Here is a 13,378-nt window from a genome sequence, read left to right as displayed (position 1 = left end):
CCATTTTTATGACTGATTGATCTTTTAAAGAGAAACTTTTTATTATCAATTTGTCCAAATTTTACAATTAAATACTGATAATCGGTTTAATTGCTAGATTTGACCATATACTTTTTACATAAATAAAAAGCGGGAATGTTCCCGCTTTTCTTAAACAGAGATCGTTCTCTGCTTCCTTATGTGTAGCTTTAGCAGCTAGGCTTGAATCTAATCGAGCCTAGCTGCACCTGCTTTTGTATTATCGACGTAAGCCTAAACGTTTGATTAGTTCACGGTAGCGTGCTACTTCGTTTTCACGAAGGTACTTTAATAAGTGACGACGACGACCGATTTTTTTAAGAAGACCACGTTGTGAGTGATAATCTTTTTTGTGAGTGCTTAAGTGAGCGTTTAAAGCGTTGATATCAGCAGTTAATACTGCGATTTGTACTTCTGGAGAACCAGTGTCCCCTTCGTGAGTTTGGTACTCAGCGATAATTTCGTTTTTACGTTCTTTTGTAATTGCCATGTTGAATGGACCTCCCAAATAATAATTATTTTACACCTCTAGCACAGCAGTCGTTGGAGAATCGAAAAGCCGAGCCAAGGTTTGTGCTATGCACTTAATGAATAGTACCATACTTCTGTTTGACAATCAACTATTACGAATGTACCTGGAAATATTCAATAGCTTCGTTTTTGTCCTTCTCAATCTGAGCTTTCAACGATTCGATGCCATCAAATTTCTTCTCGCTACGGATGCGTTTATACCAGCCTACTTTAACTTCTTCCCCGTAGATGTTTTTGTCAAAGTCTAAAATATGCACTTCAATGGATAGTTGCTTGTCCTCAGGATTCTTAAAGGTCGGTTTATAGCCCACATTACATACGCCATCATACCATTTATCCTGTACAAGGATTTTAACAGCATACACACCTGTAGCAGGTATGAAGCTTCCTTCTATGGACTGAATATTCGCTGTAGGGAAACCGATTGTACGTCCTCGCTTGTCTCCGTGAACTACAATACCTGGCACCTCAAAAGCGCGACCTAAAAGCTTAGCAGCGCTTTCCATGTCACCATCTTGAAGATATGCACGAATTCTTGTAGAGCTGATTTTCTCTTCTTCATCACTCTGCTTTTCAATAACCGTTACGCCATATTCTCCGTTGCTTAGCTCCTGCATTGTCTCCATCTTCCCTTTTCCAAATTGGCCAAAGGAGAAGTCAAAACCAGCTGTAACATGCTTCACATTTAGGTCTTTTATAAAGTATTGAATAAAGTCCTCTGGTGAAAGCTTTGCAAAATCAGATGTAAAATTAACAACAAAAACATTTTCCACACCGAACTCTTCTAGTACATCAAGCTTTTGTTGGAGAGGTGTTATGTAAAATACTTGTTCTTTGCGCCCTCCTAGAACTATCGATGGATGCGGATCAAAAGTCATGACAGCGCTTTCGATATTCAGTTGCTTTGCCATTTCCTTTGCGTTTTGAATTACGGCTTGATGTCCTTTATGTACGCCATCAAAGAAACCCACTGCTAAAGAATATGCAGTAGAAAATTCGTTTACTAAATTAAGTTGATGCGGGTATTTTAAATGTACTACCTTCATGACGGATCTTGCCTCCTAATCAGTTGATCGGGAACATTTTCTCTGGTTTCATGTACCCTTCTTTTGTTGGATGTTGAATATAGACCGCGTAAGCCTTACCTTGGATGCTATAAACTATTTTATCATTTTCTTTCAATAATGCATGAATTGGAAGAACTTGTCCATTCAAAATTTGTTTTTCAATTGATTCGTCAACCTCAATAGATGGATAGGCTGTCAATGCATATTCAACAGGAAGGATTACCTCATTGATATTCCCTTCGTTCATGATTTCTTCCACCTGTTTGAGTGTAACGCAATCTTTTTTAGTAAATGTGCCAGATGCCGTACGAACAAGGGATGCCATGTGTGCAGGGTAACCAAGCTTCTCCCCAATTTGAACAGCAAGTGTTCGGATATATGTGCCTTTACTGCAGGCGATTCGAATTCGGAAAGTAACTTCTTCCCCCTCGAAGCTTCGTGCATCATCCAATAATTCAAGCGAATAAATCGTTACTTTTCTAGTTGGACGTTCAACGATTTCTCCTTTTCGAGCATACTCATAAAGTCTTTTTCCATTTACTTTTACTGCTGAGAACATCGGCGGAGTTTGTTCAATTTCGCCTGTTAGTTGCTGAAGTGCTTCTAGTAGCTGCTCACGTGAGAATGTTTTAGGAGATAAATTCTCCTCAACCGTTTCGCCTTCTGCATCCTCAGTTGTCGTAGTTCTGCCGATAGATACAACTGCTTCATATGTTTTGCCCGCGTCAGTTAAATATTCTGCAATTCTTGTTGCTTGCCCAATACAGATTGGCAATACGCCTTCTACAGCCGGATCGAGTGTCCCGGTGTGGCCAACCTTTTTCGTTTTTAAAATTTTACGTAGCTTGAAGACGCAATCATGACTTGTCATGCCGCGCTCTTTCCATAGAGGTAAAATGCCGTTCATATGTAAGCTCCTTTGGATGGGGTGGCGGAGGAAGACTTGCGATATCCGCCAGAACTAGAGGCGTTTCCGTCAACTCAAATTAACCCATCAATTTTTTATTGAATTTGATGCAATTTTATCATTCTTTTGACTGCTAATTAATAAACGTAGTCGCTCTTTTTATAATCTAGCCACTTTTGCTGATAATCTAGCCACTTCAAAAGTGCATAGTGCATTATTAATAAATTTGGCACAAATTTATTAAAACACTTTAGCACTTTTCTTTAATCAAGCTTAAAACTTAAGTGACATATTAATAAGCAATAGTTTCCTACTACTAAGTTTGTGCAAAAGCTTCTTTTGAAATAATCCCGACACTTTTGCTGAAAATCCCGACAGTTTCTTGATTAATCCCGACACTTCACAAACCCTAGTCAATATTTTACTTGTTTCCCTAAATTTTTATCAACTGAAGTAGCTTGCGGGCAGCAAGAAAAAGCCTACATCGCACTTGCTTATGCAGATGTAGGCTTTGCTTTTAATTGATCGATTAGTCGTTGTTTAGTGAACGTAGAAGTGCGTCGATTTTGTTGCCGTATTCTACAGATGAATCGAATTCAAATGTGATTTCTGGTGTGCGACGCAAGCGAATACGATGACCAATTTCAGTGCGGATGAAGCCTGCAGCTTTTGCTAAAGCCTTTAGCGTTTCTTCACGTTCACGGTCATTGCCTAGTGATGAGATGTAGACTGTTGCTAGTTGTAAGTCACCAGAAACTTCTACATCTGTTACTGTAATAAACCCAACGCGTGGGTCTTTTAGTTTACGAGTGATGATATCACCAAGCTCTTTTTTCATTTGTTCTGCTATTCGATTTGAACGTAATGACATATAGTGACACCTCTGTATAAAGATTAGAAAACTAGGCTAATTGCCGAGCTTTTTGACAATTAGCCTTAGTTACACTTATGCGGATAAGAAGGATTTATTCTTTCTTATCCGCTAAAATATTGCCTCCTACTTTACGTACCCATTGCCTTGTAAAAGCAAACGATTCGTAATAAAAGGAGCATCAAAAATTTCTTAAAGCTATAGCTTAACGAGAACGAGTACCGCCATTTTATAAGTAGTCTGTCCAGACCTCGAGTTGCTCCCAGGAAGGGTTAGACTTTAGGAAGTGAAGTGCATGATTGATTTCTCGCTCTGCACTCATCTTAGATGAAGACACGCAGACAAGAGCGATTCTTGTCCGTTGCCATACATTTTGATGATCTATTTCTGCCACAGAAACATTAAATTTCTGCTTTGTTCGGGTAATCATTCGCTGTAGAACAGCTCGCTTTTCCTTTAACGAATGGGATTCAGAAATGATAAACTCAACTTCCGCGTAAACGATCATTATCGTTTAATTTCTTCCATTACGAAGGCTTCGATAATGTCGCCTTCTTTAATGTCATTGAAGTTTTTGATTGTGATACCACATTCGTAACCTTTTGCTACTTCTTTTGCATCGTCTTTGAAACGTTTTAGCGTATCTAAATCCCCTTCGAAAATAACGATACCTTCGCGAATGATACGAACGCCTGAGTCACGAGTAATTTTACCTTCAGTTACATATGAACCAGCGATTGTACCAACTTTTGATACTTTAATCGTTTGACGAACTTCAGCTTGACCGATAATTTTTTCTTCAAATTCAGGATCAAGCATCCCTTTCATCGCCGCTTCGATTTCTTCGATTACTTTGTAAATAATACGATGTAAACGAATATCAACGCCTTCTTCATCTGCAGCACGTTTTGCATTTACGTCCGGACGAACGTTAAATCCAATAACGATTGCGTTTGAAGCAGCTGCTAATGAAATATCCGATTCTGTAATCGCACCAGCGCCAGTGTGAATGATTTTCACGTTAACGCCTTCTACATCGATTTTCATTAATGATGCAGCCATTGCTTCCACAGTACCTTGAACGTCAGCTTTAACGATTAAGTTTAATTCCTTAACTTCGCCATGTGACATTTGTTCGAACAGGTTATCTAACGTTACGCGTTGTTTTTCAGAACGGTTTGCTTGGATTGCAGTCATCGCACGAGATTCACCCACTTGACGGGCTGTTTTCTCATCTTCGAAGACTACGAAACGGTCACCAGCTTGTGGCACTTCGTTAATCCCAGTGATTTCAACCGGTGTTGAAGGACCTGCTTCTTTTACACGACGGCCAAGGTCATTAACCATTGCACGTACACGTCCATAAGCATGACCAACTACGATTGGGTCACCAACACGTAAAGTTCCATCTTGTACTAATAATGTTGCTACAGAGCCACGACCTTTGTCTAGCTGTGCTTCAATTACTGAACCAATAGCTGAACGACCTGGGTTTGCTTTTAGTTCAGCTACTTCAGATACTAATAGTATCATCTCTAATAGCGTATCAATACCTTCACCTTTTAAGGCAGATATTGGAACGAAAATTGTTTCGCCGCCCCAGTCTTCAGGAACTAAGCCGTGCTCAGTTAATTCTTGCATTACACGGTCAGGATTCGCTGATGGCTTATCCATTTTGTTTACTGCAACAATAATTGGTACTTCAGCAGCTTTCGCATGGTTGATCGCTTCAACTGTTTGTGGCATTACACCATCATCAGCAGCTACTACGATGATTGCTAAATCCGTGATACTTGCACCACGAGCACGCATTGTTGTAAACGCAGCATGTCCAGGAGTATCTAGGAATGTGATTTTTTTGCCATCGATATTTACTTGGTAAGCACCGATATGCTGAGTGATTCCACCTGCTTCACCAGCAGTTACTTTTGTGTTACGGATTGAGTCAAGTAAAGTTGTTTTACCGTGGTCAACGTGACCCATGATTGTTACAACTGGTGGACGTACTGATTGTTCTTCTTCGACAACTTCAGCTTGCTCGAAGTAAACATCTAAGTCAGTTTTGTCGATACGAACTTCTTCTTCAACCTCTACGCCGTAATCAGCACAGATAAGCTCGATTGCATCTTTGTCTAATTCTTGGTTAATCGTTGCCATAACGCCAAGCATGAATAATTTTTTGATGATTTCAGATGGCTCACGGTGTAGCTTTTTCGCTAATTCTGCAACTGATAAAGATTCATAAAACGTGATTTTTTCCGGTAGCTCTTTTGGAGCTTGTGGAATTGTTGGTTGGTGTGTTTTAGGATGGCGACGTTTGCCTCCATGGATACCTGGCTTTTTACGTTGGTTGTTGTTAAAGCCGCCTTTTTTGTTGTTATTGTTGTTTGAGTTGTTATTATTATTTTGGGACATATTTCGATTTTGGTTACCTTTTGCATTCTTAAATTTTTCGCCACTGTTTTGTGACGTTGATCTTTGTTCGTTAGACGAATTGTTTGGACGATTCGCTGTATTATTGTTAGACGGACGGTTTGATGATCCGTTTGCTGGTCTGCTTGCAGAGCCATTTGATGGACGATTTCCTTGGCCATTTTGTGGGCGATTCGCCGATCCATTTTGTGGACGGTTTCCTTGACCATTTGATGGACGATTCGCTGATCCATTTTGTGGGCGGTTTCCTTGACCATTTGATGGTCGGTTAGCTGAAGAATTTGCTGGGCGATTTGGACGGTTCGATTGGTCGTTTGACTGAGTTCTTTGTCCACTCGGTGCAGCTTGCTTCTTCTCTTGACGTACTTCTGTGTGTCTTGGTGCAGAATTAGATCCTTTAAAAACAGTATCCAATTTTGTAACAGCGTCACTTTCAAGCGTCGACATATGGTTTGAAACCGTAACGTTTAGCTTTTTAAGCTCTTCGATTACTTCTTTACTTGATTTATTTACTTTTTTCGCATATTCATGAACTCTTACTTTGGTCATCTGCTCACCCCCGATTAATTTTCGTTGAGTAGACTAGATATCTTTTTCGCAAATCCACTATCTACGATAGCTATTGCGACACGTGCTTCTTTACCAATTGCAGTCCCTAGCTGGTAGCGATCACCAAACACATGATACTCAACGTTATAATACGTACATTTATCTTGAATCTTCTTGCTAGAATTCTTTGAGGCGTCATTTGCTAGTAGCACCAGCTTAGCTTTATTTGTACGTATTGAATTCACTACTAACTCTTCCCCAGTAACTATCTTCCTTGCTCTAGCTGCTAAACCTAGTAGTTGGAGTAGTTCACTCATAGAATTGACTCCCTGCGAATCAGTTTAATCAATTCATCATAAACCTCTTCAGGGATTTTCACTTCTAGCTGGCGTTCTAATATATTTTTCTTCCGAGCAGCTTCCACTGCATCTTCCGATTTTGAAATATAAGCCCCACGTCCTGATTTCTTCCCAGTAATATCAACAGATACCTCGCCCTCTTTTGAGCGCACAACACGTATCATTGATTTTTTAGGAAGCATCTCGCCTGTTACGACACATTTACGTAAAGGAACCTTTCTTTGTGTTGCCATAAGAATTCACCTTCCCTTATGATTAAGCACATTCCTTAACCATATTTACGCTTTATAGCTTCTAGCTTATTCTTCGTCGTCTTGATAAAGATCATATGTTACATCTTCATCATAGAAATCACTATCATTGTTCGCCTCTTCCACTGGAACAAAACGACTTGACTCGTTTGGATAAATTCCTGCTTCACGTGCGTCTGTTTCACTCTTAATATCGATTTTCCAGCCTGTTAATTTCGCTGCAAGACGTGCATTTTGTCCACGTTTTCCGATAGCTAGTGATAATTGATAGTCTGGTACAACAACCGTTGTAGATTTTTCTTCTTCGTTTACAATTACATCAAGCACTTTTGAAGGGCTTAAAGCATTTGCCACAAAGACGATTGGATCCTCTGACCATTCTACGATGTCAATCTTTTCACCATTTAACTCGTTAACAATATTTTGTACACGGGCACCCTTAGCACCTACACAAGCACCTACTGCATCAATTTCTGGGTTGTGAGCGAATACAGAAATCTTAGAGCGATCTCCAGCCTCACGAGCGATTGATTTGATTTCGACGATACCCTCGAAAATTTCTGGAACTTCCATTTCGAAAAGTCTGCGAAGTAATCCTGGATGTGTGCGAGAAACAATTACTTGAGGTCCGCGTGTTGTACGCTCAACTTTTGTAATATAAACACGTACGCGGCTTTGTGGTCGATATACTTCACCTTGGATTTGTTCATTCACAGGTAATGCAGCCTCAACTTTACCTAAGCTCACATAGATGTTACGAGCATCTTGACGCTCGATTGTACCATTTACAATATCATCAGTACGATCTACGTATTCTTCGTAAATAATGCCGCGCTCTGCTTCACGAACTCGTTGTGTTACCACTTGTTTTGCTGTTTGAGCAGCAATACGTCCAAAGTTACGAGGCGTTACCTCTTGTTCTAGTACGTCCCCAATTTCATAGGCAGGGTTAATGTCTTTTGCATCCTCTAGAGCAATTTGAAGACGATCATCTTCAACTTCCTCTACTACATCTTTACGAGAATAAACTAGCATTGAACCGTTATCTAAGTTTAAATCTACACGTACATTCTGTGCTTGATTAAAGTTTCGTTTGTATGCAGTTACTAATGCAGCTTCGATTGCTTCAACTATTACTTCTCTTGAAATACCCTTTTGTTGCTCCAGAGCAGTTAAAGCATCTAGTAAATCACTACTCATTTTGTTCACTCCTAATATTCAGTTATGATGAAAAATCGATAGCAAGTCGTGCTTTTGCGATTTTTTCATTTTCAATAAAAACAGTTAATTTACGTGTTTTAATACGAACTTCTAGCTCTAAGCCTTCACTAGTATATGATCTTAGATAGCCTTGGAATTCTTTCATATCTTTTATGGGCTCATATGTTTTCACATAGATAAATTTGCCTACTGATTTTTCAAAGTCTGATTCTTTTTTCAATGGTCGTTCAGCACCTGGTGAAGAAACCTCTAAGTAGTAGTTTTGCTCGATTGGGTCTTTTTCATCCAGAATTTCACTTACTCGCTCACTAACGAGTGCACATTGTTCAATATCAATGCCGCCTTCTGGTGTATCAATATATACACGAAGGAACCAGTTGCGTCCTTCTTTTAAAAACTCAATTTCGACAAGTTCAAGGTTCAACTCTTCAACAATTGGCGTAACAAGTTCTTCAATTACTGACGTTACTTTGCTCATAGTATCCTCCCAACGTAATTGTCTCTTGCCTTTTTTTCACAAAAAATCGGTTTATATAAACTAAAATTTCACTAAAAGATGAGATTTTATGCTTTTTTTATACTAATTGTTCTCTGGATTTTAAATCTCAATCAGTATAAAAACAGAAATTCCACCAGGACATGGTGAAATTTGAGAAAGTACCGAATTTGATGGTAAAAAAATTTGAATAAGCGTAACAACAGAAAAGAGCGGGAAAAGCCCCACTCTTTTGCTGCAAAACTATCAACAAATTATTACCATTACAATAGCACAATTTCTAACTTAATGCAAATTTACGCAAATGTGTTACATAAATGGTAATACACATTATCAGCTCTCTTTTAGAACAATGATAATTGGTTTGCATCCGGTAGACCTTCTAAGCAGCCTAGTGTATCCATATACTCGATAAGAGATTTCGATACTCTACCACGCTGCTGTAAATCCTCTTTAGATAAGAACTCTCCGTCTTTCCTTGCTGCAACGATTGCTTTTGCAACGTTTGTACCTAGACCAGGAATTGCATCAAAAGGTGGAATTAATGTATTGCCTTCAATGATAAACTCACTTGCCTGAGAGCGATACAGGTCTACCTTTTGGAAGCTCATCCCGCGCTCGCACATTTCTAAGGCAAGCTCCAATACCGTCATTAAATCCTTTTCCTTTTTCGAAGCATCTAAACCTTTTACATTAATATCATCAATACGTGAGCGAATCATTGCTGAGCCCTGTGTCATGGCGATTAAATCAAAGTCACTCGCACGAACAGTAAAGTATGCTGCGTAATAAAGAATCGGATGATGTACTTTAAACCAGGCAATACGTACGGCCATCAATACATAGGCAGCGGCATGGGCTTTCGGGAACATGTATTTAATCTTCTTACATGAATCGATATACCATTCCGGCACGCTTTGAGCACGCATTTCTGCTTCCATATCCTCTGATAAGCCCTTCCCTTTACGCACAGACTCCATTATTTTAAAGGCAAAGCTTGGTTCTAGTCCCTGATAGATTAAGTACACCATAATATCATCACGACAACCGATAACCTCTGAAAGTACACAGGTTCCGTTATGGATTAATTCCTGGGCATTTCCTAGCCAAACGTCTGTCCCATGGGATAAACCAGAAATTTGGACAAGCTCACTAAATGTAGAAGGCTTTGTGTCCTCAAGCATTTGTCGAACAAATCGTGTACCAAACTCAGGAATCCCCAAAGTACCCGTTTTTGTGCCTATTTGTTCTACCGTTACACCAAGAGATTCTGGTGTGGAGTAGATTTTCATAACTTCTGGATCATCAGTTGGGATTGTTTTCGGATCAATACCAGATAAATCCTGAAGCATCCTGATCACAGTCGGATCATCGTGTCCCAGTATATCAAGCTTTAACACGTTATCATGGATGGAGTGGAAGTCAAAATGGGTAGTCTTCCATTCAGAATCCTGCGCATCTGCCGGGAATTGCACCGGTGTAAAATCATAGATGTCCATATAATCAGGTACTACGATAATCCCACCTGGATGCTGACCAGTTGTACGTTTTACTCCTGTACAGCCTTGTACAAGACGGTCAACCTCTGCTCCCCGAATGGTAAGATTATTATCAGTTGTGTAGCCTTTTACGTAGCCATATGCCGTTTTTTCGGCAACAGTACCAATTGTACCCGCACGGAATACATAGTCTTCTCCGAACAGTTCCTTTGTATAATTATGGGCTTGTGGCTGATATTCTCCCGAGAAGTTTAAATCGATATCGGGAACCTTGTCTCCTTTAAACCCAAGGAAGGTTTCAAAGGGAATATCCTGTCCATCTTTTTTGTACCCTGTACCACACTTCGGGCACTCCTTATTCGGTAAGTCGAAGCCACTACCAACAGAACCATCATCAAAGAACTCAACGTTTTTACAGCTCGGACAAATGTAATGTGGTGGTAATGGGTTTACTTCTGTAATTTCCATGAAGGTCGCAACTAGCGAAGACCCTACAGATCCACGTGAACCAACTAGATACCCATCTGCTAGAGACTTTTTAACGAGCTTAGCGGAGATTAAGTAAATTACGCCGAATCCGTTACCTAAGATCGATTTCAGTTCTTTTTCAATACGAGCCTGTACGATTTCTGGTAGCTCTTCCCCATAAATACGGTGCGCCATTTCGTAAGTTAAATTCGTTACTTCATCATCAGAGCCTTCAATTTTTGGTGTATAAAGGTCGTCCTTAATTGGCTTTACGTCACCAATCATATCAGCAATTTTTTGTGGATTCGTTACCACAATCTCTTTAGCTAAATCCGGCCCTAAAAAGTCGAATTCAGCAAGCATTTCATTTGTTGTACGGAAATGCACTGCTGGCAATTTGTAACGATTTAGTGGATTTGCCCCACCTTGCGAGCCGACTAAGATTTGACGGAATACCCCATCATTTTCATTTAGATAGTGAACATTCCCTGTTGCAACAACAGGTTTTTCCATACGCTTCCCAAGCTTCACTAATTTGCGTATGATATCCTCTAGATTCCATTCATCATGAATAACGCCACCCTCTATTAAAGGTGCGTAGACTGGCTTAGGTTGAACTTCGATATAATCATAGAATCGCGCTACCTTTTCAGCCTGGTCACTTGATTTGTTCATCATCGTTTCAAACAATTCACCGTTATTACAGCCAGAACCTACGATTAGTCCTTGTCGATGCTTCGTTAAATCAGAACGGCGAATACGCGGTACACGGTGATAGGTTTGTGTATGGGCAATTGTAATTAGCTTAAATAAGTTTTTTAATCCATCATTGTCGACCGCTAAAATCGTACAGTGATATGGACGAGACTGTTTATAGCTTTCATCTCGATTGATTTGGTTATTAAATTCATCATGATAATAAATGCCATGATCCTCTTTTGCATCCTTTAATAGATGCAGCATTAGCTCACCTGTCGCCTCTGTATCATAGATGGCACGGTGATGCTGAGTTAGTTCGATACCATATCGTTTACATAAGGTATTTAAACGATGACTTTTTAATGTAGGGTTAAGGAATCTTGATAATTCTAAAGTATCGATAACTGGGTGGGTTACCCCTTGAATCCCCGCTTTTTCATAGGCTGTATATAAGAAGCCCATATCAAAGGAGGCATTGTGGGCTACAACGATTGACTCCCCAATGAATTCCTTAAACTCTGTTACAACTTGGTCGACTTCTGGTGCATTTGTAAGCATGTCGTCCGTAATATGAGTAAGCTCGATAATTTTGGCTGTTAAAGGTCTGTGAGGATTAGCAAAGCGTTCGAATTTGTCGATTACTTTTCCTTCCTTAATCTTAACAGCAGCAAGCTCAATAATCGTATCGTATGCAGTTGAAAGACCTGTTGTCTCTACGTCGAATACGACAAAGGTTGCATCATCAAGTTCGATATGCTGCTCTGCATAAGCAATCAGTGCCCCATCATCAACTAAATTGGCTTCAATCCCATAAATAATCTTAATGCCATGCTTTTTACCTGCTGCATAGGCATCTGGGAAGCCTTGTGCAACAGCATGGTCTGTAATGGCTATTGCCGGATGACCCCATTTTGCAGCTTGTCCTACTAGCTGTTCAATTGGCGTTACGGCATCCATTTGACTCATTGGTGTATGTAAATGAAGCTCGACCCGTTTTTCTCCCTCTGGTGCTGTGTCCTTACGTGATTCCTTGAAGACCTCGTTGATATCCTGAGCCATTACAACTAAATCGCGGACGAAGGTATCGTTTTGAACTGCTCCGCGAACTTTAACCCACATACCTTTTTTCAGCTGTGCCATGCGTTCAGCATCTTCTTTATCACGAGAGAACATTTTCACCATGATTGAATCTGTATAGTCGGTCATTTTCAGCTCTAGAAGGGAGCGTCCACTTCTTAGCTCCTTGATGTCTACAGCAAATACAAATCCTTCAAGAACAACGCGACGCTCTTCTTCTACTACGCGGCGAATTTCCATAACATCTGTATCCTTGATAAGGTTCCCAAGCTGGAATGGTCCACTGCTTGCAACTGAATCTGGATTATCCGTTTTCGCTTTCTCACGACTTTGGAAGTCTTCCATTGCTTTTCTCGCAAGCTCAGCTTCCTCTAGCTGACGTTTCTCAATATATTGCTGCTGTTCTTCCTTCATCTCGTCTGTTGCTTCAACTAATTGGAAGTCTACCGAAAACTGAGGGAAGCCAAGTGTCTCATAGGCATCTACAATTTTCTGCACGTATTTTGCTTTTAGTGTCAGCTGTTCCATTTCGGCCATACAAGAAACTACTAATTTATTCCCTGTCCATTTTGGAATTTGTGAGACTAAACGATTTTTCACTGGAGGTGATGCGTCTAGCTGCTCCACTGCTGATAACCAATAATCTGTAATCAACTGCTCCGTCACTACAGGGTTTCTAGCCTCAATTGTGATGGAGGCTTGGGCAATATGTGAAAACTGCTCGGCCATTCTTGTACGGAATAGTTGGTACAATTGGAAGGGCAAGATATTTTCTAGTTGAATGGCAAAACACCAGACACGATTTTTTTTATGGACGGTTAGTCGAGTAAGCTCACCTTTTTCAAAAAAAGACATGTAGACATCTTCTGTTAGTTGGAGCTGTTGTAATAGCGTTAAAAATCGTTCTCTTGCTTCTTGGTTGTCTACCATTT

At 40.0% G+C, this 13,378-nt stretch carries 11 protein-coding genes; all 11 read right to left on the bottom strand.

The genetic code is table 11. The features are described 5' to 3' along the window. Window positions 1–238: 238 nt before the first annotated feature. Window positions 239–508 carry a 30S ribosomal protein S15 gene (rpsO, locus tag BJ095_RS13385; protein ID WP_107932805.1) on the bottom strand — a complete coding sequence of 90 codons (270 nt, stop codon included), beginning with the start codon at window positions 506–508 and terminating at the stop codon, window positions 239–241. A 133-nt stretch (window positions 509–641) separates the two neighbouring features. Beyond that, window positions 642–1,595 (bottom strand): riboflavin biosynthesis protein RibF, encoded by a 954-nt coding sequence (ribF, locus tag BJ095_RS13380; protein WP_107932803.1) that lies wholly within the window; start codon window positions 1,593–1,595, stop codon window positions 642–644. 19 nt (window positions 1,596–1,614) lie between these two features. Next, complete coding sequence (gene truB / locus BJ095_RS13375) at window positions 1,615–2,523, bottom strand: tRNA pseudouridine(55) synthase TruB (RefSeq protein WP_107932801.1); 909 nt, start codon at window positions 2,521–2,523, stop codon at window positions 1,615–1,617. A 529-nt stretch (window positions 2,524–3,052) separates the two neighbouring features. Beyond that, window positions 3,053–3,394, bottom strand: a complete 342-nt coding sequence (gene rbfA, locus BJ095_RS13370) for a 30S ribosome-binding factor RbfA (protein ID WP_107932800.1) — start codon at window positions 3,392–3,394, stop codon at window positions 3,053–3,055. A 229-nt stretch (window positions 3,395–3,623) separates the two neighbouring features. Then, window positions 3,624–3,902: a DUF503 domain-containing protein gene (locus BJ095_RS13365; RefSeq protein WP_107932798.1), complete on the bottom strand. Its 279-nt coding sequence runs from the start codon at window positions 3,900–3,902 to the stop codon at window positions 3,624–3,626. Next, the gene (infB, locus tag BJ095_RS13360) at window positions 3,902–6,376 is read right to left on the bottom strand and encodes a translation initiation factor IF-2 (protein WP_107932796.1); all 2,475 of its coding nucleotides are present in this window, start codon (window positions 6,374–6,376) and stop codon (window positions 3,902–3,904) included. The genes BJ095_RS13365 and infB overlap by 1 nt, the downstream gene beginning before the upstream one ends. Window positions 6,377–6,390: 14 nt before the next feature. After that, window positions 6,391–6,693 carry a YlxQ family RNA-binding protein gene (locus tag BJ095_RS13355; protein WP_107932794.1) on the bottom strand — a complete coding sequence of 101 codons (303 nt, stop codon included), beginning with the start codon at window positions 6,691–6,693 and terminating at the stop codon, window positions 6,391–6,393. Next, window positions 6,690–6,968, bottom strand: a complete 279-nt coding sequence (gene rnpM / locus BJ095_RS13350; protein WP_107932792.1) for an RNase P modulator RnpM — start codon at window positions 6,966–6,968, stop codon at window positions 6,690–6,692. Before rnpM ends, BJ095_RS13355 begins: the two co-directional genes overlap by 4 nt. A 66-nt stretch (window positions 6,969–7,034) precedes the next feature. After that, a complete protein-coding gene (gene nusA, locus BJ095_RS13345) occupies window positions 7,035–8,186 on the bottom strand; it encodes a transcription termination factor NusA (RefSeq protein WP_107932790.1) in 1,152 nt (383 codons plus the stop codon). Between the two features lie 22 nt (window positions 8,187–8,208). Then, a complete protein-coding gene (rimP, locus tag BJ095_RS13340) occupies window positions 8,209–8,685 on the bottom strand; it encodes a ribosome maturation factor RimP (protein ID WP_107932788.1) in 477 nt (158 codons plus the stop codon). 362 nt (window positions 8,686–9,047) lie between these two features. Further along, a complete protein-coding gene (locus tag BJ095_RS13335; RefSeq protein ID WP_107932786.1) occupies window positions 9,048–13,376 on the bottom strand; it encodes a PolC-type DNA polymerase III in 4,329 nt (1,442 codons plus the stop codon). Window positions 13,377–13,378 lie beyond the last annotated feature (2 nt).

Source organism: Ureibacillus chungkukjangi, from assembly GCF_003217295.1.
GTDB lineage: Bacteria > Bacillota > Bacilli > Bacillales_A > Planococcaceae > Ureibacillus > Ureibacillus chungkukjangi.
This window is presented reverse-complemented; position numbering and strand designations above follow the sequence as displayed.

Coding starts and splice junctions, on each gene's coding strand:
- rpsO (WP_107932805.1), bottom strand. CDS start 508: ATGGCAATTACAAAAGAACGTAAAAACGAAATTATCGCTGAGTACCAA.
- ribF (WP_107932803.1), bottom strand. CDS start 1,595: ATGAAGGTAGTACATTTAAAATACCCGCATCAACTTAATTTAGTAAAC.
- truB (WP_107932801.1), bottom strand. CDS start 2,523: ATGAACGGCATTTTACCTCTATGGAAAGAGCGCGGCATGACAAGTCAT.
- rbfA (WP_107932800.1), bottom strand. CDS start 3,394: ATGTCATTACGTTCAAATCGAATAGCAGAACAAATGAAAAAAGAGCTT.
- BJ095_RS13365 (WP_107932798.1), bottom strand. CDS start 3,902: ATGATCGTTTACGCGGAAGTTGAGTTTATCATTTCTGAATCCCATTCG.
- infB (WP_107932796.1), bottom strand. CDS start 6,376: ATGACCAAAGTAAGAGTTCATGAATATGCGAAAAAAGTAAATAAATCA.
- BJ095_RS13355 (WP_107932794.1), bottom strand. CDS start 6,693: ATGAGTGAACTACTCCAACTACTAGGTTTAGCAGCTAGAGCAAGGAAG.
- rnpM (WP_107932792.1), bottom strand. CDS start 6,968: ATGGCAACACAAAGAAAGGTTCCTTTACGTAAATGTGTCGTAACAGGC.
- nusA (WP_107932790.1), bottom strand. CDS start 8,186: ATGAGTAGTGATTTACTAGATGCTTTAACTGCTCTGGAGCAACAAAAG.
- rimP (WP_107932788.1), bottom strand. CDS start 8,685: ATGAGCAAAGTAACGTCAGTAATTGAAGAACTTGTTACGCCAATTGTT.
- BJ095_RS13335 (WP_107932786.1), bottom strand. CDS start 13,376: ATGGTAGACAACCAAGAAGCAAGAGAACGATTTTTAACGCTATTACAA.